Origin of the sequence: Micromonospora costi, from assembly GCF_003626655.1 — a bacterium.
Lineage (GTDB): Bacteria > Actinomycetota > Actinomycetes > Mycobacteriales > Micromonosporaceae > Micromonospora > Micromonospora costi.
The window spans coordinates 985,251-1,009,357 of record NZ_RBAN01000002.1 but is presented as its reverse complement, the minus strand read 5'-3'; the positions used below and the strand labels follow the sequence as shown (position 1 = coordinate 1,009,357).

Genomic DNA, 24,107 nt, shown 5'->3' with positions numbered 1-24,107 from the left:
GCCGACCCGGCAACCTGACCACGCGTACCGGCCAGATGTATCCGGGCTGGTACGTGACGCGTACCAAAACCACCAGGAGGAGTGCCCCCGATGACAGCCGCATTGACGTATGGTTCCCCGGACGACTACCAAGTTCTGGGGGACGACGAAATGCCAGACCAGCCGTTCCTGACGCCCGCCGACATCGCGGTGATCGGGGCGCGGGTGCAGGGCGTCGAGTCGATGCAGCCCAAAACAATCTCCCAGCACCTGTTCGAGTCCCGCAAGGAGATCCCGCTGGAAGCTGGCGGCACTCGTCGGGGCAAGTTCGCCGACGACCCGTTCCCGCCGCCGGACGCCTACGCCGGGGCGAAGAAGAAGCCGTGGTGGGCGTTGGAGCGCGAGCAGGAGATCGTGGCCTGGTTTGAGCGGCACCCGCGTCGCCGGCCGGGTGACGGGATCGGCGGCGCCCGGCGCAAGGCTGACCGTCAGCCGGCCGCGGAGCAGCCGGTGCGGCGTGTGGTGCCGTCGGTGACGGTGAAGCGGAATCGCGGCGCGGTTGAGGTCACGGCGGCCGGGCGGACCCGGACGTTCGAGGCCCTGATCCTGCGGCGAGCGGTGGAGCTGCGGCAGGAGCACCCGCGCGCCCAGGCGGCGGTGGTTGACGCCCTGGTGGCAGCGTTCGAGATGTCGAAGACCCGGGCGCGGGAGTACGCGTCGGCGGCGCAGCGGGTGATCGACGCGGGGGTCAGTCTGTAGGTCTGCCGCCGGCGGTCACCCGTTCGGGTGACACGGCCGGAAACTTGGTAGATGTCCCACCGGTGGGTCACTGCTTGCCGCTAAGGCAGTCGCCGCCGTCGGCGTAGTCACCACCGACCCTGAGCTGCTGGGTATCCAGGCGGGCACCGCGATGGCCGATCGACCATCGCCCTGTTGGAGGCGGCAGGCGCCGACATGCAGGTGGCCGCGGTGCACGCCGCCGAAGTTCGGGCGCGGCTGGAGCGCCAGGGCACACCCGTTTCGACGAAAAGGGCTAGACGGCTGTATGGCCGTCTCCGGCCCGTCCGGACCCCCGGGTCCGCGTAGCGAACTTGATAGATGCGGACCGGTATCGGTCCCGGAGGTTGCTCGTTGTACACCCCGCAATGACCTGCCTACGCCCGGGTAATCAAACTCTGGCCTGCGGCCTTGCCAACGAGCGTCAGAGGCACCTGGATACGGGCCGAACGGGTTGCGGCGGACTCAATTCGGATACAGGGCCTACGTACGGTGCCCGAGTCTCTGTCACACTCGCCTGATACAACGTTACTCGCATTCGAACATACGATCGAACAGGAGTAGAATGCGATGACCCCCCCCGCGAACGAGGATCGCGTAGCGCTTCTGGCGCTGTGCAAGATCCCAAAGGTCAACTGGTACCTGCTGGCACGCGAGGCGCAACGCCTCGGCGGGCTGGCCCGCCTGCTGCACGGCGAGGTGACCGAGAGCTCGCCCGAAGCTGTCGCGGCCGCTGAGGCAATTCGAGACGCCCTGCCCCAAAGGTCGGCTCTGGTGGACGAGGCGCAGCGGGAGATCGACAAGGCGCAGGCGATAGACGCACGCTTGATCACCGTACTTGACGAGGACTACCCCACCACGCTGCGTCTGATCTTCAATCTCCCACCGTTCCTGTTTGTTCGAGGTCAGTTCGACGAGGCGGACCTCCGCAGCGTGGCCGTCGTCGGCACCCGCAGGGCCTCGGCGGACGGTGTGAAGCGATCCGGCAAGATGGCACGGCTGCTAGTAGAGCGGGGCGTCACCGTCGTGTCCGGCCTCGCCCGAGGCATCGACACCGCTGCCCACCGCGCGGCCCTGGACGCCGGCGGTCGCACCATCGCCGTAATTGGCACTGGGATCCGCAAATGCTACCCAGCAGAGAATCGCCAGCTTGCCGAAGAGATCGCCGCCCACGGTGCGCTGGTCTCTCAGTTCTGGCCCGACGCGCCCGGCGCTACCTACACCTTTCCTCGCCGTAACGTCACCATGTCCGGCATCGCGCAGGGCACCGTCGTCATCGAGGCGTCCAGCACCTCCGGCGCCAAGATGCAGGCCCGGCTGGCGCTGGAGCACGGCAAGAAGGTGTTCCTCATCAAGAGCCTCACCGAGTCGCAAGAGTGGGCGCGGACGTACGTCGAGAAGCGCGGAGCCGTAATGGTGGACGAGGTAGATGACGTCGTGCGCCTCCTGGCCGCCCCAGAGCGCATTCACGCCGCGGACAACCGACGGGCGCAGCTCGCATTCCAGTTCTGACCCCGGAGGCCACCCCCCTCATGCCCCCAACTCCAACCGTCATCGGCGGGCCTGAGCCCGCTGGGTTCGGAAGCTGCCGGTCGTGTGCCTTCTTCGAGACCGGATCTATTGCGCTGTGCTACAGCTGCGCCAATGACAAGATGCGGCCTCCGCCCGAGCACCGCTGCGATGTGTGCGACCAGGCGCTGACTAACCCCGTCGCTGTGTGCAGCAACGCGTTATGCAGCTCCACGGACCGGGCTTTCGTGTGGAACGCCTCCATTGCGCTCAAGAGCGGAGAGCTTGAGCAGATGATCTGGCGGGTGAAGAAGGGGCGTTGGGCCTGGGGGACTGTCTTCTCCCGCGTCATCCTCGGATTCCTGTACGACAACATGGAGGAAATCGACGGTGTCGACGCGATCATCCCTATGCCGGCGCTGCTGCCGGCTGGGGCTGATCCCCGCACCGACCATGCCCGGTTCGCTATTGAGCAGGCCATGGAGCAGGACGAACGAGGGCTGCCGTTCGTGGTCGACCCGCCGTTGCTGATCAAGACACGCGCCACCGACAAGATGCGGAACACGTCCAGCGCGGCTGACCGACGCGCGGTGTCCGATCAGCTGTTCGAGTCCCTGGTGGTGCCTGACGCGGAGCGTGTCAGAGGCAGAGAGATCATGGTCTACGACGATGTGTTTACCAGCGGCAGTACTCTCAACGCCGTCGCCCGCCGCCTGAAGGCGGCGGGCGCCGCTGCCGTGTATGGGCTGACGCTCGCGCGACAGACCTGGCGGTAACCTAATGCGGCTTGCGGAATGGCGGCTTGCGAACCGGGCGCTTGCGGACCGGCACCACAGCCTCCTGGCCGTCCAAGTAGCCCTGGTTCCAGCCGGCCGTATAGCCTTCCGCCCAGGCCCTGAGCTCGGCGTCGTTCGCGGGCACCCAGCCATTGTTGACGCGGGCGCGCAGTGACCGGAGCGCGGCAAGGTCGCTGCCGAGATGGTGTGCGGGGCAGCGGTTGTCCGGCGCGCACAGCGGCCCATCGATGTTGTCGCGGCAGGAGCGGAGCGCGGAGCTGTCATCCGCGCCCGCGGCGCCGTCTCGGCGGCCGGGCCAGTAGACGCTGGGGGCGAGCCCCGCGGGCCGGGTGCTGTCGGACGTACGGTTCGATGCCATCGGGCAACCCTTCGGTCGTCCCGCCCCGAGTCACCGGACGGTGGCACGTCACGCTGCGTAGCGGATCTCCCGCCTTTGCCAGCCGTAGCCAGCTGATGCGACGTCGCCTACTGGCAACGCGTGATGCACAGCGCTAAGTTGTGCCTGACGCACAAGGTGCTCCCAACACCTCCGCGTCGGTCCCGTCCGAGCTCCCAACTCGGGTTCGGGGATATTCATGCTGGTGCGGTGTCCCGCTGGAGGAAAACTCTAGTGGGGCACCGCGCTTGTGTATAGCGAGGCCACACCGCATCCAGGGCAGATGTGAGCGGCACGTGCGATCGGGTAGTGCACAGTGGTGCGTTGAGCACCTCTCCGCACGTGCGTTCGACTGGCGGCTGCTGGCAAAACCGCAGGTCGGACCGGAGAAAGCCGGAACCGGGCGTGTCGGCGATGTGAGATGAGTCACTCGACACGCCGACCCGGCATAACTGTCCGTGTTTCGGGGCGTCGGTGCCCGAGATCCGCCAGGGACATCTCGTGTTCTAGTGCAAGTTTGGAGTCGAGCATTGTCGGTGCCGTCCCCTAGCCTGATCGCCATGAGTGAAGAGACGGCTCGCAGGCTGAGAGAGGCCCGTGCGCGGGCGTCGCAGGCGAGCGGCGAGGCAGACAACCGCAAGCGGGAACTGCTCGACACCATCGCCCGCGACCTTCCCGCCCGGGTCGAGAGCCGGGCGAAGAGCACCGCGCAAGCCCAGCCGGAGGTCACCAAGGCGCTGGGGAAGGACGGCATCAAGAAGTTCCGGTCCGAGCTGCTTGACCAGGCTACCGAGCTGGCGACCGAGATCAGAGCGGCGGCAGATCAGATCAAGTGGCCGATGCCGCTTACGACCGGCACGAGCAACGCGTGGGTCATGCCGGCGATTTCACCCGTCAAGAGCCGAGAGATCCATTCGGCGCTCTTCGAGTTCCTCCACGGTCGCCGCTGCGACACATTGGCGGCAATCTTGAAGCGGCACGGCTTCAACATTGAAGACGACAACGCCCAACGATCGCAGGGCCTGATCCTGCCCCAAACGTGGCTGTACAGCGAGAGAGAGCAGGTCCGCGAATTTGAGGCCCTGGCGGAGGCGTTGACCGCCCTCGCCAAGGAGAGGGAGGCGGTCAAGGAGGCGCAGGCGGTTCACGACCGGGAGGTCGTCGACTCCTTGTGGGAGGACGACTAGCTCTTTGGCGGCAGCTCAGTCTTCGGTGCGGCTCGGCACGCCAGCGGCGGCCGGAGCTAGGGGGCTAGGAGCGTCAGGGGTTGGGCGGTCATCACCGGCGGGACTGCACCGCGCCGAGCGGGCGAACCGGCGCACTCAGGTATCGAAGCAGCAGCGAGCGCGGCCACAGGTCGACCCGGTGGGCTAGCGGGCCAACTGCTGCTCGATCGCGGTCGTGACGACCTTCATCCCGTCGCGATCGAACCCCTCCCGCAGCAGTTTCAGCGTGTGCGGGATCGCCTTGCCGCCCTTGCCGTAGTCGTCCACAGTGCCGTTGAAGTGGCGGGCCCCGTCGAGCGTGACGTCGTTGAGGTCGAACCGTGTAAACCAGATGTGCTTCTCGTAGGTGTCCGGCCCGATGGCCATGTGCAGGTATCGCGTCCGCGATATGACCTGGAATCCGTCCGGCTGCCCCTGATCGAAGTAGCACAGCATCAGGAGGTACCGCAGATCGCGGTCATCCAGCGCATGGATCCAGCCCTGCGTGAACAACCCGAGCGGAAGTCTGAAGTAGGTCTTGTCCGCCTTGTGCGGGACCAAGTAGAGGTCGTTGGGACCGCTGATCCGCTTGCCGCCCTCGTGGTTCAGTAGGAAGCCCTTGTGCTTGCCCCTGCGCTCCTCGACGTTCGGCAGCGACACCAGGTCTTCCGCGTGCATCAGGTCCAGGGCGCTGAACAGATGCCGGCCCTTCTTGGCCGGGACACTCATGAACGAGCGGCCATCCCCGGCCTGCTTCGCGTCAGTAGCGAGCAGGTCCGCCCAACCAATCTCGTCACCCTCGCCCTGCAACGGGCGTGGGTTGTCAGGCCGCCTGCCGGGCTTCGTGCGTGTCTGCGCCTCGAACAGCGCGATGAGCATGAACCGCAACGCTGACCCGCGCGGGGTCACTAGCCGGCCGGCCGGTGGCCAGAACTCTTTCGGCGGGAGCTTCCGGTCAGACCCGTCACCCGGAGCCGGGTCGCGGCGGAAGACGAATGCGTCGCGGACCCACACCTCTCCATCTGCGACAGGGCTGCCGGCGATGCTGCTCTTGGCGAGTTTGGCCATGTTCGCCTTAGCAGTGTCATAGGACTTCTCCGCCTCGTAGAGGCGGCGGAGGCGGCGGTCCAGTTCTTTGCGGCCCGCTGGGGACGGCGGCTTGGTCGGGTCGAAAAGGATGGTCGTGGCCATGGTCAACCTGCCCTTGCAGAGGCCAGCGCCCGGGCGTTCGGAGGTTATGTGCTGAACGTTTTGATCCGTCTGTAGCGCCATCTCCGCGTCTTCGGATCTGAGTTGTACGTTCGGGCGGACCAGAACGTGTTGACCATGGTACCTGATCCACTTGGCCGGCCGCACTGTCCGCGCTTCTATGAACATCAGCCGGGCGATCACCGCCCCGGCCGTGGCAGGGACCGACAACCAGCCGGACCAACCTCGCCGCACGCCGCACTGCGACAGCCGTCCGTCGGTACCGCGGACGGCCCCCGGGCTGAGCCCCCGGAGGCCGCGGTGCGGACCAGCCTCGTGTGTTCGACCAAGGAGAGTTCCGCGTGTCCAGACTACTTCCACCTCCGCCGCAGGCTGACCAGGCGCGGCAGTCGGCAGAGCCGCCACGGCTGCCGCAGCGCTGGGCCATCATCGCGATGGTCACCGCCGCCGCCGCCATCGTCGGCTATCTCGTCGGGGGACCGCTCGCCGCCATCGGTGCGGGCGCTACGGTGCTCGTCGCCGCCCACGAAGTCCTCGACTGACCGGTGGCGACACCGGTGACGGCGCGGGCGGCGTTGGTCGCCCGCGCCGGCTCGGCTACTCGCATCCGTTCCACGCCGCCGTCAGGCCGCCCGCCACCGCAGGCGCTCATCGTCCGCAGTGCGCTTGCACGTCATGAGCTTGCCGGTGCTGGTACGCCCCATCGCGCCGGCCGGCTTGCAGAACGCCCCCGGGTGAACGCCCGTCTTGATGCTCGGCGCGGTGGTCCGCGGCGCGCTGGTGGTGCGCTTCGTCGTCGGCTTCGGGCTGCTGGTCCGCTTGGCGGTGGGCGTCGGGCTGCTGGTGCGCTTGACCGTCGGCCGCGGGCTGGCCGACCGCGAGGGCGTCGGCTTCGCCGAGGTGGGAGCCGGGGCGGCCGACGTGGCGGCGGGGCTGGCCGAGGTGGGGCCAAGCCCATCGACCGGATCGCTCAGCCGGTTGGCGTCTGTCGACGTGCTCGCCGACGGCTTCTTGTCCCCGCTGCCGTCATCGAGGGCGGAGGCGATGCCGCCACAGCTGCACAACAGCGCCAGCCCCAGGATGATCGCCGCCCACTGCTTGCCGCTCACGGGTCGCTGATACATGCCCACGCGCTGAGTGTGGCCAGCCGGTTCAAGACTGAACACCATCCGAACGGACGGTGACGTGTCGTGCACCCGACGAGAGCCCGGCCTGGTGGCGGGGCCACTCGGACCGGCCGGCGGCTACTCGCAGCCGTCCTCGGCGCCGCGCCCGTACGGCTCGCAGCAGTCCTGCCGGTGCGCGTACACGCGCATCTCCTCGCGGCGGGCGCGGCCCGTCTCGCCGGTGCGCTCGTACAGGCAGGCCCGCCACAGCAGCGTCTCCCCGCCGGCCGTTTCCACGACCTGGCCGTGGCCGGGACCCCCGCTGAGCAGCACGTTCACATTCCGAGCCTACTCATCGTCGCCGACAGCTTGCCGCCACCGGTCACGGGCGAGCAGGCCCGCCGCCCACGCACCGCCCCCGGGCGGCACCGCGACCATCACCGCCAGCTCCAGCCGGCCGGCGCCGTCGCCGAGCCCCGCCCCGGCAGCCTCAGCCCACGTGACGACGACGTTGGCGTACCCGGCGAGCACCAGCAGGATCAGCACGATCGCCGCGGCCGTGAGGGCGATGTCGGGCAGCCGGAGCGGCCGGTGATGGGGGAGGCCGGCGGCGATCCCCTGGGGGAACAGCACCATCGAGAGCAGGATGGCGTTGAACCACCAGTCGTCAAAGGTGGCTTTCGGCGCCCAGGCGAGCGTGCCGAAGATGGTGACTGGGATCGAGAACGCCCAGGCGGCGATGGTGGCGCGGTGGGCGAAGCGGCGTGCGGACCGCGCCCGGCGGTCGACAGTGTGTGTGTCCATGGTGGCGGAGCGTAGAACGCGACCGCGACAAGGAGACCGCCGCGAAGCGCGCGGGGGCACTACTCGCCGCGCTGCTCGTCCAGCTCGCGTAGGTAGCGGTCGACCTCTTCGGACCGGACGCGGCGGTCGCCGTGTGCCAGGCGACGAGTCTTGTCCTTGCGAAACGCTCCGGCGTCGAAGTAGTTGCGGGCGGTGCCGACGGAGACGCCCAGGGCCTCGGCGACTTCGCCGATCCTCATCCACCTGCCCTCGGGCACCGGTTCCCCCGTCTGCAAAACCTCCAAGGTCACCACAGTTTTGCAGACGCAGGGGAGGGGTGGGAGCAGGCAGACCGGAGACGGTTGTGAATGAACCTCCAAGACATGCAGCACCTCCCTAACCTCCAAAACCTCCAATACTTGTGGCAGACTGTACCGGACGCGCTCCGAAGCGTGAACGCACACAGCGGACCAGGGGAGGAACGCCCGTGACGATGACCGTCGAGCACACCACCAGCCCGGGGCCCACCGCCGCCCTCGCGGCCGACAACCCGATCTGGCGGACCGTGCTCGACGGCATCGCCACGGCACTCGACGCCGTCCCCACCTGGCTGTGGCTCACCGCCGTCGCTGCCCAACTGCTGCTCATCGGCACGCTCGCCGTCATCGCGGTACGGCGCCGTGACGCTGGCAAGAGCAGCAGCGGCCTCTTCGCCGCCGCTATCGCCGCCACCATCGCCTTCCTCATCGCCGTCCTCGCCGGCAGCTTCAAGGGACTCGTCGCCTTCGGCCGGGACACGCTGCACTGGAACGACGGCTGGGAATACCTCGTCCCGCTGACCCTCGACGGTGTCGCCATCGCCTGCGCCCTGCTCACCCTCGCCGCCGTCAAGAAGCAGAAGCCCGCCGACGCGGCCTACCGGGTCGTGTGGATCGCGACGATCGCCTCAGCGGCGATCAACTTCGACCACGAGGCAGGCAGCGCCGACGGGTCGAACGCGGGTGGCTTCTACCTGGGGCTGCTGTCCCTGCTCGGGATGCTGCTCCTGCACATCATCCTCGGGCTCATGGGCGAGGTTGGCGGCCCGCGCGTCGTCCGCGTCAACCCCACCTTCGGCCTGCGCTGGATCACCTCGCCTGCCGACACGGCCGCCGCGTGGCTCGCCTGGCAGAACCATCCGCCGCTCCCGCTGCGGGCCAACGCGGGCCCGGAGCAGACCGCCCGGTACGCATCGGTCCGTCACGCGCTGGCTCACCTCGAAACCGTGCGCCGCGCGAAGCGGATCGCCCGCTACCGGGTCGACGTGCCCGCCGCCGGCCTGCCGGCCGCCGGTCGGGCTCGGCTGTGGCCGTGGCTGAGGCTGCGGCAGCTCACCGCGAAGATCGCCGACCAGGCGAAGCAGGCCGCTGCCGCCTTGGCCGAGGAGCAACAGCGGCACGCCGATGCGCTCGCCGCCGAGAAGGCCGCCGCCGCCGCGAAAGTCGAGGCCGTGCGCGCCGAACTCGTCGCCGTCCGCGCCGAGCTGGACGCCGTGCGCGTCGAGCTGGCCGACACGACCGCCCTGTTCGAGACCGCGTCGCGGGAACTCGACCAGGCCGGCCGCGCGCTGCGGTCCGCCGAGGAGCGTGCGCAGGTGGCCGAGGCCGACGCTGCCCGCGCCCGCTCCGAGGCCGCCGCCGCCCGGCAGAGCGTAGTCGGGATGATCGCTGAAGCCGACGGGCTGCGGGTGCAGCTCCGCGACGCGAACCGGGAGGCCGGCCGGCAGGCCGCTCTGGCGGCGATGGCGCGGGATGAGGCCGACGGGCTGCGCCGGCAGCTCGACGACCGCGACGCCCGCCACGCCGCCGACCTGGCCGCCATGGTGGAGCGGATGACGGCCGAGCGTGACGCCGCCGTGGCGAAGGCCCGCGCCGACGCCGTGACGTCGGTGACGACGCCGGCCCGTGACGCTGTGACGCCTGCCAGCCGTGACGGCGTGACGCCGCCGCGCCCTGGCGGGGCGACGCCGGACCGGTCACCGCGCCGCCCACCGTGGAGCGACGCCCAGAAGGCCGCGTTCGCGTACCGCGACGCCAACCCGACCGCGACGTGGATCGACGTCGCCAAGGCGGCCGGCTCTAACGAGAGCACCGTCCGCCGCTGGTTCAAGCACCGCGACGAGTACCAGGCGAGCCTCGCCGACGTCCCCGCCAGCCAGATCGCCAACCCGAAGGAGCCGGTCACCTCCGGCGCCAACGGTCGCACCGTGACAACCCGCTAACCAGGAGGTACGACCATGGCATCTGCTGACACGACCCCACCAGGTCACCTGAGCGCGACCGAGGTCCGGGCGCTCGTCCACAAGGGGCTGAGGGCGAAGGCTCGCGCCCGCAGGCGGAAGACGCTGGCCCTCGCGCTGTGGGTGGTCAACATCCTCTTCGCCGTCGTGACCGCGTTCGCCATCGTCAGGTGGTGCCTGCGGTGACGCCCGCCGCCCTCGGCGCGGTGCTGCTGCTCTTGCTCGTGTGGATGTGGTGGCGGAACCGTCCTCCGATCTCGGTGATCGTGGTCGCCCTGCTCCTCGGCGTGATCATCAAGGCCAGCGACGGCGGGCTCTTGGAGGACTGCGCCGACGCCGTGCTCAACGCCACCCGGATCGTCATCGACTGGCTCACGAAGTTGTTCAAGTAGGAGGTGACTGTGCGTAGCGTCAACCCCTTGACCTGGCGGAGGCGTCAATCCCTTGACGCGCCCGCTGAGGCGGCTCCTGCGCGCTCAGAGGGGGAGGTTCCTTCGCCGGTCAGCCCCCTGACCGGTCAAGGGGTTGACCAGTCGCAGACCGTGACCGGGCCGGCCGTACCGCCGGCGCCTCCCACCCTCGTCGGCCCGCCCCCGGCCCCCGCGCCGGAGGCGGGAACCACCGGGACGGCCACCACCGGCCAGGCCGGCGCGAAGCAGGCCACCGGCGACCAGGTCAAGGTCCGCACCAAGCAGATCCACCCCCTGGTCGCCAAGCTCATGACCCAGCTCATGACCCCGCAGGTGCTCGCCACCGCCGCCCTCATGTTCGTCGGCGCGGAGGTGCTGCTGTGGCTGGCCGCGGGCTGGCGGTGGGCGATCGCCGTGCACCTTGCGTCGCTGATGCTGCTGTTCTGGGCGGCGTTGGCGTGGCGTCGCGCCAGCGTCGCGAAGAAGGCCGCAGCCCGGTCCCGCAACGGCGGACAGGGTGGCGGCGACAAGAAGGGCGACGCCGGGCGTCGCGGGCTGTTCTCGTGGCTGCGCCGTCGCCGTCGCCGTCGTGGCGGGGACCGTGACGGCCGGGACGGCGACGGCGGCGGGTCCGGCGACGGCGGGGCTAGCGGCGGTCGGCATCGTGGCCGGCACCGCGCCCGGGGTCGTGGCGGTCTGCTGGGCCGGCTCGCGGGTCTGTTCGGTGGCGGCCGTCACGGTGGTGGCGGCTCGTCGGGTGGCGGCCCTGGCGGCGGCTCCGGTGACGGCCACGGCGGCGGCCACGGCGGCAGGAAGTCCGGGCTGCTCAGTCGGCTCCGTAACCGGCTGGGCCGGAAGAACCCCGGCGGCGGCAGCGGGTCCGGCGGCGGCGCTGCGGGCCACGGCAGCTCCGGCCACGGAGGCGGCAGCGGTTCGGGCGGGGGTGGGTCGAAGCCCGGCAAGTCCGGCGGGTTCCGGCTGCGGATGCCGTCGTTCCTGCGCCGCAAGGGCGGCGGGTCGCCGGGAGGTTCCGGCGGCGGCGCGGGGGGATCGCACGGGGGCGGGGGATCGCACGGGGACGGGCCGTCGGCGAACGGCCGGCGGACCCGACGGGGAACGCGGGGCGGCAACGGCCGCAACCACGACGCCGGGGCTGGTAACCACACCGGCGAAGGCAAGAAGAAGGGTCCCGGGTTCTGGCGTCGGCTGGGCCGGGACCTGGTGACGGGAGGCACGCAGGGCGCCGACGCGGTATCCGGCGTCGGCGCACCGAAGCCGAAGCCGACCGGCCAGCAGCCGACCCGGAAGCCGGAGCCGCGGCGGCCCGACCCGACCGAGCCGGAACCGCCAAAGGCCGCGCAGCCGGCCAACCAGCCGAAGCAGCCCGCCCAGCCGGCCACCACCGGCCGGCAGGCCACCACCACCCCACCCCCGGCCCGGGAGCACACTCCGCGCCCCGCGCCCACGAAGACGCCGACGCCTCCGCCCCGGGAGGCGTCGCACGGAAGGAGCAACACGATGGGAATCCGCATCACCGAAGACATGAGCCTCCAACGGTGGGGCCGCACCCTGAAGGAGATCGCACCCGCGATCGACGAGGTCACCACCGACCTGAACCCGCTCGTCGAGCGGGCGGGGGTGCTGGCGACAAGCGTCAAGCAGCTCGCCACTCACGGCGAGAACGATCTGCCGGCCATGAAGCCGCTCGTCGCCGAGGTCGAATCCGTCGCCTCCGACCTCGCCGCGATCAAGGACGAGGCCGAGGCCGTGATGGCCCGCTACCGGACCCTGTCGGCCCGCGCCGAGACGCTGCACGGCATGTACGAACGCGGCCACTTCGGCGACGAGGACCGCATGAACGGTGTCCGTGGCAGCCGGGCGGCGGAGAAGCGCGCCGACATCGCAGCCGCCGAGCGGGACGTCTGATCGGACCCGACGGGATGACGACGAGCGGAGGGAGGACCACCGTGAACGAGCAGCAGGGCAGCCGCCCCAGCGGGGCGACGTGGGTGCCGGCGTGGACGATCGTCGTCCTCGTCCTGGCGGCTGTCCTGCGCGAGGGCACCGAGCGGGGCAACCAGAGCTGGATCCTCGCCATCGGCGCCGGGGCGCTCGGACTGCTCCTCACCGGGCTGATCACCGCGGCGACCGACCGGGGCATCGCGCTGGCGCACCGCCTGGCGGCCGTCGTCGGGTGCAGCTACTGGATGACGCTGGTCGCCTACTCCGGCTGGTCGCTCACCCGCACGGTGGCGGTCCTCGTCGGCGCTGGGGCCCTGTTCATCCTGGAAGCGATCTTCGCTCCGGCGGTCGCCGTCGCCCAGGTCGTCCAGCAGCAGACCGTCACGCCGGTCGTACACCAGGAGCAGACCGACGAGGAGGCGGCGTGGCAGGCGTTGCTGCGCCGGCTCGCCAAGGCACCCATCACCGTCCGGGGCGTTCGGCCGTGGGCGGACGCCCCGCAGGACGGCATGCAGGTCCACATCGACCTGCCCGAGGGCCTGACCGTCAAGAAGCTGTCGGACTCGACCCTCGCCGACGACGTCGCCGGGGCCGTGAAGCTGCCGCAGGGCTGCGTCGTGCGGATCCTCGACGCCGACCACCAGGGCGCGGCGATCCTCGACGTGATGCTGCGGGACTGCCTCGCCGACGAGCGGCTGATCTCGGAGCCCACCACAGCGGCGTCGATCTACGACGAGATGGATGTGGCCACCACCCCGCGCGGCGAGCCGATGACGGTGTGCCTGCGGGAGAAGGGCATGATCGTCGGCGGGACCACCGGGTCCGGCAAGACGACCCTGCTCCACCGGATCATCATGCGGCTGGCACGCTGCATCGACGCCCTGATCTGGGTCATCGACCCGAACGGTGGCGGTGTCGCCGGCCCGTGGCTCACCCCCTTCGCCCGCGGGGAGGTGGACACACCCACGATCGACTGGGTCGCGGAGGACGAAGTCGAGGCGGCCGTCATGTGCGCCATCGCGATCGCCATCGCCAAGGACCGCAAGACCAACCGGTTCTCGATGCGCCGCAAGCGGCAGGCGAACACCACCGTGCTGCCCGTCGACAAGGACATGCCAGCGATCGTCATCATCACCGACGAGGGCGGTGAGATCCGCCAGGCAATCGGGCTGCTCGCCGCGCTGGTCGACCAGTACATCGCCCGCATCGCGCAGATCGGCCGCGCCGAGGGCGTCCGCGTCATCCAGTCCGTCCTGCGAGGCACCAGCGACCTGTTGGAGAAGTCGCTGCGCGCCGTCCAGGGCATCCGGGTGTGCCTGCGCATGGACGAAGAGGGCGAGTACGACCACGTCCTGGGCAAGAACCCGGGCCGGGTGCGGCTGCTCCACAAGGGTTCCGCGTTCATCTACCGCACCGACCGGGACTACCGGCCGGTCCTCGGCCGCACCGTGAACGTCGACATCGCCTCCATCGAGCGGCACGCGATCGCCACCGCGCACCTGCGGCCGAAGCTCGACGACCGAGGGAAGCTGATCGCCAGCCGCGTCACGCTCGCGGACGTGCTCGACGGCCGCGACCCCAACGACGCGAAGTTCGCCCCACTGCTCGGGATCCCGGTGATCGACGACGTGCTTGCGGGCGTCGCCTACGAAAACCGGTGGAAGCGGAAGGCCGCGATGTTGGCCCAGCTCCGCGACGAGGATCTGCCCGAGGACGACGAGCCCGGCCCGTCCCGGCCGGCACCGACACCGACGTCGATCGCCAAGCCGGGGTCGGCGCTGGACCGGCTCGCCCGCGGCGCTGGGGTAGCGGCCGACGCGAAGCCCACCGCGCAGGCCACCCAGCAGGAGCCCGCGAAGCCCGTCATCCCTTCCCAGCAGCAGCCCGAGCCGCCGGCCGTGCAGCAGCCGACCGCCCCGGACGATGTGGACGCGGTCGCGGAGGCGTTGCTGTCCGACGCGCACATGGCCGTGGACGCCGAACCGGTCCGCCCACGCATCGACGCCCCGACCGCGTCGGCCGAGCTGGTGCCGGCGTCAGCGGGGCAGGCACCGAACACGCGGCAGTCGATCCTGCTGGTCGTGCACGACGAGCACCCGACCATGCTCACCGCCACGCAGATCCGCACCGCGATCTTTCAGCGGTGGGGAGTGGACGTGTCCAAGCAGCGCGTTGGTGAACTGCTCGGCAAGCTGGTCGAGCAGGGGGAGCTGGTGCGAGACGAGACCCGGCCGAACGGCCCGTACTACGGGCTGGCGGACTAGATGCCGGCGCCGCTGGCGAGCCGCGCGAGGGCGCTACCCGGCTCCGGCGTGACAGCGGGGCGGGTGGCGTCGGGGCTGCGCGGCGCGGGCACCGTGTCCGAGGTGGCCGTGGCGGCGCGCAGCGCGTTGAGCCGCTGGCCCTCGACGACGCCCTCCAACACCAGGTCGTGCAACTCGCCCTCGGGGACGCCAGCGCAGGTCAGCTCGATCGCTGCGTCGCGCAACTGGCGAACCCAGCGATCCCTGTCGCTCTGCGTGTACGTCATGAGCACAGGATGGCATGTCAACGCCACTCACGTCGACAACGGGCCGCGTGTCGGGCACCGACCGTGACCCTCCGGACCAGCGTCACCGGACGCTCCTGGCACCGCGACCCCGACCAGCGGCCGGCGCACTGGGCCCCCGCCGGCGAGTTCCGGCTGTACCGGGCGTGGGGTGACCTGCCGCCGGAGAAGGGCCTGTGGCCGCGGCTCCTGGCGTGGCTGCTCGGCGCCTGGCAACACCTGCTCTACATCGGCATCACGGAGCGGACCGCGCCCGCGAGGTGGGCGGAGCACATGGACCGGCAGGTGTGGGCCCCGCAGGTGGCCTGCTGGGAACGCGACCCTCGGGTGTGGCGGACGCGCGTGGAGGTGGAGGCGGCCGAGGCCGCAGCGATCATCGCCGAGGGGCCTATCCACAACGTTGTCCACAACCGGCCCGGGTCGGTGGCTCGCCGACGCAGGCACCTGCCCCGGCACGTCGTCCGCACCCGCCTCCGCGCCACCGGCTGGTTGGGGCTGTGGTTCGCCCTGGTCGCGTTGACGGCGGTCGGCGGGGTCGAGGCCGGCGGGTCGTGGCGGCAGACGGCGGTGATCTCTGTGCTGGTGGCGACCGCTGTCACGGTCTGGCTGCGGTGGCGGCGACGCCGGTAGCTGCCCGGTCTCGCTTCTTCCCGGCATTCACAACTGGGTTAGCACGCCGTTCTCCTCGCGCCGCCACATCCGCCCTGCCGCGTCACGGAATGCCATTGTGACCCGGATGCCTTCGTAGATGCCTTCGAAAGGGAGATCGCAAGCCTGGATCGCCGCTACAAGGGACTCCGTCAGCGGGACCGCCTGAGGGCCGATGTGAGGTGGCAGCACTTTGATGTCCTCGAAACCGAAGAGGTAGTTCCAGGGCCAATCCTCGGTAGCGTCCTCAAACACTCCCAGAAATTCCACGGGCGGCTCTACGGTGAAGTGGAGAAACAGTTCGTATGCGGGCAAATTGGAGGCGTTGAGGACGTACGCGACCCCTGGCGCGTGCCGCGGTCCGTTGTACCAGATAGAAACGAGCTGGGCCTGGCTGCGTCTAGCATCGAGCGCGCGTTCTCGTCGCTCGTCCTCGGCCCGTCGATCACGGCCAGACTCAATCTTGTAGACGCGGAACCCGACCACGGCAGCGACAGTCGCAAGAGCAAGAGTGGCGACGTTGGCAAGCGCGCCGACCCACGTCGCCACGTCTCCCAACTCGACGTCGGACAGCCACGCGGGCAGCAGGGCGTATTGCGGCAGCACGCGCCGAGCGTACGGAGCCGCCACAACCTTCACTGTCGCGTTCGCGGCAGCAGCGCCACGGGGCGGAACTGCGTAGCCTGCGGAGCGTGGCCTACCCGCTAACACCGGGCATGACCTGGGTGATCACCCGCCACCGGGGGCCGTGCAAGCGGTGGCTGTGGCGGCAGCTCGGCCTGTGGGAGGCCGCCGAGCGGTCAGCCGCGCTCGACCGGCGTCGACCGATCCAAGATGGCGAATAGTTCGGAGATCAGAGTCGGCGCCTCACTCAGGAACCCGTCGAAATCACGCTTCCAGCAGCGCCCAGCCGCGTCGCGGAACTCCAAGGCGACGTCGACCAGGAGTTCCACGTCGCCCTCCGGGAGTAACTGCCACATCTCATCCGGCAGCCGTGAGACAACCTCCCCCTTGTGCGGCGGCACCGCTCGGATCGGGTCTCCGAGCCGGAGCATGGCTGGGAAAAGTCGGAAGCTGACGCGCACATCGTAGATCGGCAAGTTGGAAGCGTTCAGGATGCGCGCTCCGGCTGTGTTGTTCGGGATGCGCTTCACCCCGTCGGAGGATGCGATCACGACGGACGAGACCGCCCTCTTGTCGAACCAGGCGGACACGAGCGACGCTTGGTCGCGTCTCGCGTCGAACGCGCGTTCCCGTCGTTCGTCCTCGGCCCGCCGATCGCGGCCAGACTCAATCTTGTAGATGTTGTAGCTGACTATGCCGGCGGCGAGGGCGAGGCCGAGCGTGGCGGCGTTCGCAAGCGCTCCGATCCACGTCGCCACGTCCCCGAGTTCGGCCCAGAACAGGAACAGGGTCAGCGAGACGCTGGGCGGCAGCACAGCGCCGATCGTACGGACTCGCCGCCACAACGGCCGACCTCCTGCTCAGGGCCGCCGATTCGGCACCCACACGTACACCCACGGCGGGCCGGCGCCGGCTTGGCTCTCCAACTCGTACTGCCCGTCGACATCGGCGTCCAGCAGCTCGCCGCCGTACTCGATCCACAGCCACGACTGGTCGATCGTCTCGGGTGGCAGCCCCTCGTCGTTCGTGGGCACGAGCAGGTTGCGGCCGTCGACCGGACCGCCGACGGCTGGCACGTCGGCCCGCTGCCACATCCCACGATCATCAGCCGCCGGCCGCCTGGCCAGGCACGATTCGCCGGAAACGGAACCGGGGGAGGCCGGCGTGCGGGCTGGCCTCCCCCGTGGGGTTGTTCGATCCGATCCTACCTTCATCCACGATGGCGAGTACCGTCGATGGTGGCAGACAACCTCGTGCGGGAGGTGCCCACCGTGGACCAGACCATGGACCCGATGCCGCCAGGCGAGCGGATCAAGCTCTACCGCCGTCGCCGCGGCCTCACCCAGGAAGTGTGCGCCCAACTCATGGGCAAGTCCGTCGGTGCGTGGCGGAAGTGGGAGAGCGGCGAACGGTCGGTCAACAGCCTGGCCGACTGGTTCGAGATCGCGAGGATCCTCGGTGTCCGTGACCTGTACCAGCTCACCGGTCAGCCGCTCGGCACCATGCCCGACGACCCCGCCGAACACGAGTCTGTGAAGCCGCTGCGGGCCGCCATCCACTCCTACGCCCCGGTCGTCGAGCAGCCGCCGCCCCTTGACGAGCTGCGGGCCGCCGTGCGTCTGGCCTGGACAACCTGGTACCAGTCCCGGCAGCGGTACACATACACGGCGCCGGTGCTGCCCGACCTCATCCACTCGGCGCGGGCCGTCGTCGCCAACCTCGACGGCAACCAGCGGCGGGAGGCGCAGCGGGTCACCGCCGACCTGTACCTGCTCGTGCGCGCGTACGCCAAGCGGGTCGGCGCGAACGACATCGCCGTCATCGCCGCCGACCGGGCGCTGAACGCCTCCTACGAGGCCGACGACCCCGCCTACCGGGCGTCGGCCGCCTGGAACATGGGCCAGGTGCTATCGAACCGGGGGCACACCGAGGAGTCGGTGGAGATGTGCCGGCAGGCGATCGCCGACCTCGAACGCGACAACGACGACGACCCGGTCCGGCTGTCGGTGCTGGGCGGGCTGCGGCTGCTGCTGTCGATCCAGTACGCGCGGCTGCGCGACGAGCGGCGCACCCACCAGGTGCTCGACGAGGCCGACGAGCTGGCCCGCCGCACCGGCGAGACCGAGCACCATTTCATCTTCTTCGGGCCGACGAACGTGGCGATCCACCGGGCCGCCGCCGTCCTCGAACTGTCCCGGCCGGGTGAGGCGATCCGGATCGGGGAGCGGGTCGACATCGAACGGTCACCGAGCATCGAGCGCCGCCACTCGCACCTCACCCACCTGGCGCGGGCGTACGCGGCGAAGCGGGAAGACCTCGCCTCGATCACGATGCTGCTGCGCGCTGACCGGGAGTCGCCGGAGGAGTCCCGCCTGAACCTGCTGATGCGCGGGACCGTGCGGGAACTGCTGGCCCGGGAGACGCCGACGACGCGGGGTGACCTGCGGGTGCTCGCGGAGCGGGTCGGCGTCGTCTGAGGTACCCCGCCGTGGGGTAGTCCCCCGCCGCGTGCCGGTGGGGCAGTAGTCGCGCGCTTACCGTCTGTCGCAGATCGTCCGGTCCTGTTCCCCCGTGCGAGACCGGACGGTTGGGGCGGCGGCGGTGTCAAGGCCCGCACCCAACGGTGTGTGCGAGCACCGCCGTCGCCCCGGTCCCCCGAGCGGGGCGGGAGCGGGCGGTACCTGGGTGGCCTCTCCCGCCCTCCGGACGAGGAGGGAGCACCGGCTGATGTGGCCCTGCAAGCGGCGGCGCACCGACGCCCCGCTCGACGCGACCGGCCCCGCCACCGTCTACCCGTACCGCTCCGGCGCTCTGCCGGCCCGAGGCGAGGACGAGGAGCCGCCGGTCGAGCCCGGCTGGGACGGTCGCTCCACGATCCCCACCGTGTCCCCGGTTGTCCCCCCGGGGCAGATCGGTCGCGACACCGGGAGGCGGGAGTGACCGCGGCGGCCAGCGCGCCCGTGCACGCGCCGCGCCGGCCGAGCTGGAAGTGCCGGCGGTGCGAGCACGACTGGCCGTGCCCGCAGGCGAAGGCCACCCTGCTTCGCGAGCACGAGCGGGACGTGGCGGGCCTGGCGGTGCAGCTGGCCACCTACTACTTCGACGCGGCGATGGACCTGCTGACGGTCAGCCCGGAGGCCCCGTACGACCGGCTCGTGAGCTGGTCGAGGCCGGCCCCCGTGACGCGGCTCCCTCCGGCGGGGCCGGTCACCACGCGGAAGGCGCTGCCTGCGGAGCCTCACCGGCGGCGGCCGGCGCGTCCCCGGGCGGTGGGCGGATGACCAGCGCCCCGTCTCTCGTCCGCTCCCGGATGATCCTCTCCGCCAAGGTCATCATCACGGACCACTGGCCCAACCCCGACCGTTGCCCGATCTGCGGAGTCATGGTGTGCCGAGCCCGAGGCAACGCCGCCTACTACCTTCAGATCGTCGGCGAACCCCCGTACATCCCGCCGTCCCTGGACGGGGGCGCGTGATCGTGTGGTGCGCTGAATGCCAGCTCGGTCGGGCCCTGGACCTCGGTCACGACTGCCCCGGCTTCGTTCTCGTCGCCGGCCAGCAGGTCGCGTGCGCGTGCACGGACCCGCACCCACCGGCCGGGGACGTGGCGTTGGCGAGCGTGATCGAGGAGCTGCACCGCAACGGCCGAGCCTGCCACCAGTGCGGGCCGGCCGGCTGCGAGCTGCGGGACTGGTCGAGGCCGAGGGTGGAGGCGTTCCGTCGCGAGCTGGCCGCCCGCCGCCGGTAGCGACCCGCGGCCCGACGCTTAGTCGTCCCGCTCCACCATCCGGCGCTCCACCGCCTCCTCAACATCGAGCCGCAGCCGGGACCTCAGCCGCCCGCGCAAACTAGGCGGCGCAAACCGAACACCAAGCGTCCTGTTCTGCTCCAATGCCTCTTCGTCCTCGGCCGTCCGGCCCACGAGATCCACAAGTCCTTCCATCTTCCGGATCGCCACGACCGCCCGCCACGCTGGCAACTCGTCAACTGGCAACAGGCTGAGACGAGCACCAAACGTGCCTTCAAACGACCGGCGGAATTCGATCACCTCGCCCAGCCAAGTTGGTTGATCCAGCGCCTCTAGGAGATCACGAAGAATCTCCAACTCGAACGTGCGCCGCCGCTCGATAGCAACCGCTGCCCGTGCCTTGCTCGCCTCAGCGTTGGCTCGCTCCGCCGCCATGTTCGCCTTGCGGGCGAGGATCACCGCGAGAATGCCGACCACCACGGACGCGAGCCCGAACAGAACCCCGCCGCCCACCGTGACCCAATCCCAGAAGTCCCGGGCGGAGTCGGTGACGAAGACGTCCACGGGCGGGCTGCTGCCGGCCGGTGCACCGCCGGGCGGGGACGCGTACGGGGGCGAGGCGACGTTCGTGGGCGTCGTCGGTTGCGGGGTATCGCTGGCGCAGCCAGGCAGAGCCAGGAGCAGGGTGGTGGCTGCAAGTAGGCGGGGGCGGAGCATGCCCGGCACCGTACCGACCGTGTCATCGTCGTGTGGCCCCCGCCTCCAGCGACGAAAGCGCCCCGCCCCACCAGCCGCACGAGGCGATCGGTGGCGCGGGGGCGTCGAGTCAAGCGCAGGTATCGCGCCAAGTACCGCAAGCATCCAGCCCCAGGATTGCTGCCGCCCGCCCGAATTCATTACGTTGCGACAAGGCAAGGCGATCGAGGCGGATCACTGTTTCTGCTGAGTGCGTGCCTCCCAATGGCACGATCAATCGAGGTAGGGGGCCCGAAGTTGGCCAAGAAAATCAAGAAGCTCATGGTCGTGCTGCTCGCTGGGCTGGTGTTGACGCCGGCCACTGCCACCCCGGCCATGGCGGCGCCCGCCGAGGCCGGGGCGGCGGTGGCCGCAGACAACTGCAACGTCTTCGTACCGGCAAAAGAGAGCACCCTGTCCTACATCATCGTCGCCAGCGCGGCGGTGCACGTCGGACCGTACGCGAGCTGCTACGTCTTCACGCATCTCTCCTACGGCACCGACGTGGTGATCTTGGCGCGGTACCGCAATTCCAAGGGGTCGCTCTGGTACGAGACCGACAGGGGCTGGATCTACGCCGACTACGTCGCCGGTTAACGACGAAAGCGCCCCGCCCCACCAGCCGCACGAGGCGGTCGGTGGGGCGGGGCGCTTGCTGCCAGTTCGGGAGCAGCCTGGAGCAGACGGCAGCAGCGGTCAGCGCAGTCGGGTCTGCGGGCGTACGTCGGCGGCGCGCACGTCACCGGGCACCACAACGCCGTCGATCGTCCGCGGGTCAGACTTCGGGGTGGACTGCGGACGGATCACGAGCGCGGTCATCAGCGCGATGGACGCGGCGGTGATCGAGCCGACCTGCTCCTGCGACAGCTCGAACCCGTACGCCGCGGCGAGGGTGGCGCCGGTGGTGATGACGCCGGTGAACAGGGTGGGCGCGATCGGGCGGACCTTCGACAGGAGCCACGCGGTCGCCGCGGCGGCCAGGAACGCCTCGACCGCGCCGGCCTGCTTCGCGGTGAGGAAGTCCGCGCCGAACGCGACGAACAGGGCAAGCAACGCGGCGACCGCGTTGATGAGGACGGCCGGCTCGCGGCCGAGGATCGTGCCCTTCGCGGGCAGGTTGGTGGGCTCGGACATGACCCCTCCTGGGCTGATCTTGGAACGCAAGGAACCGGCCCAAAACCTTCATTTCGGGCCGGCGAATGAAGGCCGGTACGATCGCCGGCATGGCAGAGACGGGTCAGGTGGACTGGGGCCGGATCAAGGCCAGGGCGGGCCAGTACGCCTGCCCGGTGCACGGGCTCGTGCAGCCGTGGCAGCAGCTCGTGCCGGCGTGCCGGGACTGCGGGCGGGCCGCCCACCGGGCCGTGTACGACCCGGCCGTGAAGACGGTGGTGTGGCAGGAGACGATCCCCGCGACCTGCGCCGGCCCGGACCGGCACCCGCTGAAGCCCGGCCAGGTGTACCTCAGCTCCGCGGCCTGCTCGTGCAGCCCGGCGGCATGCACCGGACCTGGGAGTGCCGGCAGTGCGGAGACCGGCAGATGTGGCCGCCGCACCAGGACGTGGACGCCGCCCCGTACTTCGGGCCCGGGGCGCGCGGCTAGCTGGGTGGCACGTTGCCGTTGTGGTGGTGCGCGGCGGACACCATGATCCGTAGCCGGGCCAGGGCCGCCTCCGCGTCCGGCGCACCAGCGGTCGCCAGCACCTCGTCTCGCCAGCGGGTCAGCATCCCCGTCAGCTCCTGAACGACGGTCCGTAGGTCGCTCATCTCGACGTTGGCCTGCTCTGCCTGCATCCTCGCAGCGGTCGCTTCCCGCCTTGCGCCGGCGGCTTCGGTCTCCAACTCGGCGACCCGCTCGCGCAGCGGGGCGACGAGGGTGAGCGCGGTGTCGGTGATGACGTCCGCGGCGTCCGCCCTGATCTTGCGTCGTTGCAGCAGCGTCGCCGCCAACGCCGCGATGCCACCGGCGCCACCGAGCAGACCGATGACGGTGATGAGCGTCTGGACCCACGAGCCTCCGGCTGCCGGGGGTGCGTCGGCAGCCCAGATCATGACGGGTCCCTCTCCACGAGCAGGGTCACATCGGCGGTACGGCCAGCCTGCGCGGCGCGGCCGACCCGCCGAAGGTCCACGAGCACCTGCACCGCGCGTGCCCACGAGGCGGCGGCGATCGCGCAGATGAACGCCCCGGCGGCGATCGCCGCCGAACCGGACACGACGAACAGCGCGACCGCGTACATGGTGGTGACGGTGCCGAGCAGGATGATCCCGATCATCTCGACGCCCATCGACGTCGACAGGTCGCCGTTCCAGGTGACGCCGATCAGACCGATGACGCCGGCCACGATCAGTCCCACCTCCCACAGGAGCTGCACCGTGGCGGGCATGGCGGCGAGGACTGAGGCGGGTCGCCGGTCGGTAACGACGAGGGCGACGCCGGAGCAGACGGCGGCGAGGAGCACCGCCATCTCGAACGGGTGCCGGCCGCTCGCGATCTGGACCGGCCGGAGCGGGGTCATGCGGCCAGGCGGGCGGCCAGCTCGTCGGCGAGCTGCCTGGCGTGTTCGGCGGGCATGTGCTCGACGATGCGCGCAGCGATGGTGGCCGGGTCGAGGCCGGCGAGAACTCCGGCGACGATCGCGTCCTCGTCGGTGAAGTCCCGGCCGGACAGCGTCGACAACGCGCTCTGCAACGCGGAGAGCTGCGTGCTGATCGACTTCAGGGTGGGGTAGGTGGGCGGCTTCGCCCCGGTGTGGTCCTCGCCCACGGACATGCGGGTGTAGATCTGGCCGATCGGGTTGCGCCCGTCGAGCACGGTCAGGTTCTTGAAGATGGTGGCGAGCCAGTCGTGCTCTTCCTTGGTCATGTCTGGTCCTTCCAAGAGTCCGATGGTGGTCAGGTAGCGGCGGAACAGGGGGGTCTGGTCGCGGCCCGCCTTGATCGCGTCGCGGAAGAAGCTGAAGTGGGTGTGCCAGAGGTGCGAGTTGTCGCCGCTCTTGCGGCGGCCGAGCCGGTCCCAGCGGCGCACGGTCCGCCCATCGGGGCTGTAGATGATCTCCCGGATGTCGCGGGTGTCCGCGGCGTTCGCCGCGCACTGGCCGACGCACCAGGTGGAGAACGTCTGAAGGTTGTGGGTCCGGCCGTCCACCCGCACCTCGAACTGGCCGACGTCGAGGCCAGCCGCGTCGAGCGTGAGACCGGCCCGGTCTCGGGGCGACTCGACCACCGAGTAGTCGTTGGTGACGACCCGGTTGGAGCCGCAGTGGTACCCGCCCCGGTGGGCCGGGTCGCCGACGATGCCCACCTCGGCCGGTTCGAGGTCCGCGGAGCGGTTCGCGGCGGCCGGGTTGAGATGGGTGAGTAGCAGGCTGCGGACAGCCAGCAGGTTCGCGGGTGCGCGGGTCATGGGTCCTC

The 24,107-nt window shown here is 70.3% G+C and carries 33 protein-coding genes and 1 pseudogene; 19 read left to right on the top strand and 15 right to left on the bottom strand.

Features of this window, described 5'->3' with window-relative positions:
* The first annotated feature begins 150 nt into the window (after nucleotides 1–150).
* From D7193_RS15515 to D7193_RS15505, 4 genes and pseudogenes are all read left to right on the top strand, one after another.
* Nucleotides 151–738, top strand: coding sequence for a hypothetical protein (locus D7193_RS15515; protein WP_120780176.1), 588 nt, complete (start codon nucleotides 151–153; stop codon nucleotides 736–738).
* Nucleotides 739–823: 85 nt separating this feature from the next.
* A pseudogene (locus D7193_RS34255) lies at nucleotides 824–1,065 on the top strand (hypothetical protein); the annotation flags it as partial.
* A 261-nt stretch (nucleotides 1,066–1,326) separates the two neighbouring features.
* On the top strand, nucleotides 1,327–2,268 hold the full coding sequence (gene dprA / locus D7193_RS15510) for a DNA-processing protein DprA (RefSeq protein ID WP_120780175.1): 942 nt from the start codon (nucleotides 1,327–1,329) through the stop codon (nucleotides 2,266–2,268).
* A 245-nt stretch (nucleotides 2,269–2,513) separates the two neighbouring features.
* Nucleotides 2,514–3,041 carry a ComF family protein gene (locus tag D7193_RS15505; RefSeq protein WP_158674811.1) on the top strand — a complete coding sequence of 176 codons (528 nt, stop codon included), beginning with the start codon at nucleotides 2,514–2,516 and terminating at the stop codon, nucleotides 3,039–3,041.
* Between the two features lies 1 nt (nucleotide 3,042).
* Here the strand turns inward: D7193_RS15505 and D7193_RS15500 are convergent, their stop codons facing one another.
* Nucleotides 3,043–3,420 (bottom strand): hypothetical protein, encoded by a 378-nt coding sequence (locus D7193_RS15500; protein ID WP_120780173.1) that lies wholly within the window; start codon nucleotides 3,418–3,420, stop codon nucleotides 3,043–3,045.
* A gap of 578 nt (nucleotides 3,421–3,998) precedes the next feature.
* On the opposite strand from D7193_RS15500, the gene D7193_RS15495 reads away from it, so the two are divergent.
* Nucleotides 3,999–4,625, top strand: a complete 627-nt coding sequence (locus tag D7193_RS15495; RefSeq protein WP_147434405.1) for a hypothetical protein — start codon at nucleotides 3,999–4,001, stop codon at nucleotides 4,623–4,625.
* A 183-nt stretch (nucleotides 4,626–4,808) separates the two neighbouring features.
* On the opposite strand, the gene D7193_RS15490 is transcribed toward D7193_RS15495, so the two are convergent.
* Nucleotides 4,809–5,834, bottom strand: coding sequence for a hypothetical protein (locus D7193_RS15490; RefSeq protein ID WP_147434404.1), 1,026 nt, complete (start codon nucleotides 5,832–5,834; stop codon nucleotides 4,809–4,811).
* Nucleotides 5,835–6,193: 359 nt separating this feature from the next.
* On the opposite strand from D7193_RS15490, the gene D7193_RS15485 reads away from it, so the two are divergent.
* Together D7193_RS15485 and D7193_RS15480 are read left to right on the top strand one after the other, a co-directional pair.
* Entirely contained in the window at nucleotides 6,194–6,394 is a 201-nt protein-coding gene (locus D7193_RS15485) for a hypothetical protein (RefSeq protein WP_147434403.1), read from the top strand.
* 208 nt (nucleotides 6,395–6,602) lie between these two features.
* The gene (locus tag D7193_RS15480) at nucleotides 6,603–6,971 is read left to right on the top strand and encodes a hypothetical protein (RefSeq protein ID WP_120780169.1); all 369 of its coding nucleotides are present in this window, start codon (nucleotides 6,603–6,605) and stop codon (nucleotides 6,969–6,971) included.
* Between the two features lie 125 nt (nucleotides 6,972–7,096).
* On the opposite strand, the gene D7193_RS15475 is transcribed toward D7193_RS15480, so the two are convergent.
* The 3 genes from D7193_RS15475 to D7193_RS15465 are packed head-to-tail and all read right to left on the bottom strand — an operon-like array spanning nucleotide 7,097 to nucleotide 8,001.
* On the bottom strand, nucleotides 7,097–7,297 hold the full coding sequence (locus D7193_RS15475; protein WP_120780168.1) for a hypothetical protein: 201 nt from the start codon (nucleotides 7,295–7,297) through the stop codon (nucleotides 7,097–7,099).
* 9 nt (nucleotides 7,298–7,306) lie between these two features.
* Entirely contained in the window at nucleotides 7,307–7,762 is a 456-nt protein-coding gene (locus D7193_RS15470; protein ID WP_120780167.1) for a hypothetical protein, read from the bottom strand.
* 59 nt (nucleotides 7,763–7,821) lie between these two features.
* The gene (locus D7193_RS15465; RefSeq protein ID WP_147434402.1) at nucleotides 7,822–8,001 is read right to left on the bottom strand and encodes a helix-turn-helix domain-containing protein; all 180 of its coding nucleotides are present in this window, start codon (nucleotides 7,999–8,001) and stop codon (nucleotides 7,822–7,824) included.
* Between the two features lie 233 nt (nucleotides 8,002–8,234).
* On the opposite strand from D7193_RS15465, the gene D7193_RS15460 reads away from it, so the two are divergent.
* From D7193_RS15460 to D7193_RS15430, 5 genes are all read left to right on the top strand, one after another.
* Entirely contained in the window at nucleotides 8,235–10,001 is a 1,767-nt protein-coding gene (locus D7193_RS15460) for a DUF2637 domain-containing protein (protein ID WP_241563124.1), read from the top strand.
* A 15-nt stretch (nucleotides 10,002–10,016) separates the two neighbouring features.
* Nucleotides 10,017–10,205, top strand: a complete 189-nt coding sequence (locus tag D7193_RS15455) for a hypothetical protein (RefSeq protein WP_120780164.1) — start codon at nucleotides 10,017–10,019, stop codon at nucleotides 10,203–10,205.
* Nucleotides 10,193–10,411: a hypothetical protein gene (locus D7193_RS15450; protein WP_147434401.1), complete on the top strand. Its 219-nt coding sequence runs from the start codon at nucleotides 10,193–10,195 to the stop codon at nucleotides 10,409–10,411. Before D7193_RS15455 ends, D7193_RS15450 begins: the two co-directional genes overlap by 13 nt.
* Nucleotides 10,412–10,561: 150 nt before the next feature.
* Nucleotides 10,562–12,355, top strand: coding sequence for a hypothetical protein (locus tag D7193_RS33455; RefSeq protein ID WP_158674810.1), 1,794 nt, complete (start codon nucleotides 10,562–10,564; stop codon nucleotides 12,353–12,355).
* A gap of 41 nt (nucleotides 12,356–12,396) precedes the next feature.
* Nucleotides 12,397–14,655, top strand: coding sequence for a hypothetical protein (locus D7193_RS15430; protein WP_120780160.1), 2,259 nt, complete (start codon nucleotides 12,397–12,399; stop codon nucleotides 14,653–14,655).
* Here the strand turns inward: D7193_RS15430 and D7193_RS15425 are convergent.
* Entirely contained in the window at nucleotides 14,652–14,921 is a 270-nt protein-coding gene (locus tag D7193_RS15425) for a hypothetical protein (protein WP_147434399.1), read from the bottom strand. The two genes, D7193_RS15430 and D7193_RS15425, sit on opposite strands and share 4 nt — an antisense overlap.
* Before the next feature lie 63 nt (nucleotides 14,922–14,984).
* Between D7193_RS15425 and D7193_RS15420 the strand changes: the two genes are divergently transcribed.
* Nucleotides 14,985–15,569 (top strand): hypothetical protein, encoded by a 585-nt coding sequence (locus tag D7193_RS15420; RefSeq protein WP_120780158.1) that lies wholly within the window; start codon nucleotides 14,985–14,987, stop codon nucleotides 15,567–15,569.
* A 27-nt stretch (nucleotides 15,570–15,596) separates the two neighbouring features.
* On the opposite strand, the gene D7193_RS15415 is transcribed toward D7193_RS15420, so the two are convergent.
* From D7193_RS15415 to D7193_RS15405, 3 genes are all read right to left on the bottom strand, one after another.
* Entirely contained in the window at nucleotides 15,597–16,193 is a 597-nt protein-coding gene (locus tag D7193_RS15415; protein ID WP_120780157.1) for a hypothetical protein, read from the bottom strand.
* A 194-nt stretch (nucleotides 16,194–16,387) separates the two neighbouring features.
* Nucleotides 16,388–17,026, bottom strand: coding sequence for a hypothetical protein (locus D7193_RS15410; RefSeq protein ID WP_120780156.1), 639 nt, complete (start codon nucleotides 17,024–17,026; stop codon nucleotides 16,388–16,390).
* Between the two features lie 45 nt (nucleotides 17,027–17,071).
* Nucleotides 17,072–17,305: a hypothetical protein gene (locus tag D7193_RS15405; protein ID WP_120780155.1), complete on the bottom strand. Its 234-nt coding sequence runs from the start codon at nucleotides 17,303–17,305 to the stop codon at nucleotides 17,072–17,074.
* A gap of 198 nt (nucleotides 17,306–17,503) precedes the next feature.
* Here D7193_RS15405 and D7193_RS15400 point away from each other — a divergent pair, with 198 nt between their 5' ends.
* The 5 genes from D7193_RS15400 to D7193_RS15380 all read left to right on the top strand — a co-directional run bounded on the left by D7193_RS15400 (nucleotide 17,504) and on the right by D7193_RS15380 (nucleotide 19,958).
* Nucleotides 17,504–18,688 carry a helix-turn-helix domain-containing protein gene (locus D7193_RS15400; protein ID WP_120780424.1) on the top strand — a complete coding sequence of 395 codons (1,185 nt, stop codon included), beginning with the start codon at nucleotides 17,504–17,506 and terminating at the stop codon, nucleotides 18,686–18,688.
* Between the two features lie 250 nt (nucleotides 18,689–18,938).
* On the top strand, nucleotides 18,939–19,151 hold the full coding sequence (locus D7193_RS15395; protein ID WP_120780154.1) for a hypothetical protein: 213 nt from the start codon (nucleotides 18,939–18,941) through the stop codon (nucleotides 19,149–19,151).
* Entirely contained in the window at nucleotides 19,148–19,492 is a 345-nt protein-coding gene (locus D7193_RS15390) for a hypothetical protein (RefSeq protein WP_120780153.1), read from the top strand. The genes D7193_RS15395 and D7193_RS15390 overlap by 4 nt, the downstream gene beginning before the upstream one ends.
* Complete coding sequence (locus D7193_RS15385) at nucleotides 19,489–19,686, top strand: hypothetical protein (RefSeq protein WP_120780152.1); 198 nt, start codon at nucleotides 19,489–19,491, stop codon at nucleotides 19,684–19,686. Before D7193_RS15390 ends, D7193_RS15385 begins: the two co-directional genes overlap by 4 nt.
* Nucleotides 19,683–19,958: a hypothetical protein gene (locus D7193_RS15380; RefSeq protein ID WP_120780151.1), complete on the top strand. Its 276-nt coding sequence runs from the start codon at nucleotides 19,683–19,685 to the stop codon at nucleotides 19,956–19,958. Before D7193_RS15385 ends, D7193_RS15380 begins: the two co-directional genes overlap by 4 nt.
* An 18-nt stretch (nucleotides 19,959–19,976) precedes the next feature.
* On the opposite strand, the gene D7193_RS15375 is transcribed toward D7193_RS15380, so the two are convergent.
* Nucleotides 19,977–20,522, bottom strand: coding sequence for a hypothetical protein (locus D7193_RS15375; RefSeq protein ID WP_120780150.1), 546 nt, complete (start codon nucleotides 20,520–20,522; stop codon nucleotides 19,977–19,979).
* Between the two features lie 429 nt (nucleotides 20,523–20,951).
* Here D7193_RS15375 and D7193_RS15370 point away from each other — a divergent pair, with 429 nt between their 5' ends.
* A complete protein-coding gene (locus tag D7193_RS15370) occupies nucleotides 20,952–21,290 on the top strand; it encodes a hypothetical protein (RefSeq protein ID WP_120780149.1) in 339 nt (112 codons plus the stop codon).
* A gap of 99 nt (nucleotides 21,291–21,389) precedes the next feature.
* Here the strand turns inward: D7193_RS15370 and D7193_RS15365 are convergent, their stop codons facing one another.
* The 5 genes from D7193_RS15365 to D7193_RS15345 form a co-directional block, all read right to left on the bottom strand.
* Nucleotides 21,390–21,827 carry a hypothetical protein gene (locus D7193_RS15365; protein ID WP_120780148.1) on the bottom strand — a complete coding sequence of 146 codons (438 nt, stop codon included), beginning with the start codon at nucleotides 21,825–21,827 and terminating at the stop codon, nucleotides 21,390–21,392.
* Between the two features lie 103 nt (nucleotides 21,828–21,930).
* A complete protein-coding gene (locus D7193_RS15360) occupies nucleotides 21,931–22,197 on the bottom strand; it encodes a hypothetical protein (RefSeq protein WP_120780147.1) in 267 nt (88 codons plus the stop codon).
* A gap of 95 nt (nucleotides 22,198–22,292) precedes the next feature.
* Nucleotides 22,293–22,745, bottom strand: a complete 453-nt coding sequence (locus tag D7193_RS15355; protein ID WP_120780146.1) for a hypothetical protein — start codon at nucleotides 22,743–22,745, stop codon at nucleotides 22,293–22,295.
* Nucleotides 22,742–23,212, bottom strand: a complete 471-nt coding sequence (locus tag D7193_RS15350) for a hypothetical protein (protein WP_120780145.1) — start codon at nucleotides 23,210–23,212, stop codon at nucleotides 22,742–22,744. The genes D7193_RS15355 and D7193_RS15350 overlap by 4 nt, the downstream gene beginning before the upstream one ends.
* Complete coding sequence (locus D7193_RS15345; protein WP_120780144.1) at nucleotides 23,209–24,099, bottom strand: hypothetical protein; 891 nt, start codon at nucleotides 24,097–24,099, stop codon at nucleotides 23,209–23,211. Before D7193_RS15345 ends, D7193_RS15350 begins: the two co-directional genes overlap by 4 nt.
* Nucleotides 24,100–24,107: the final 8 nt, after the last annotated feature.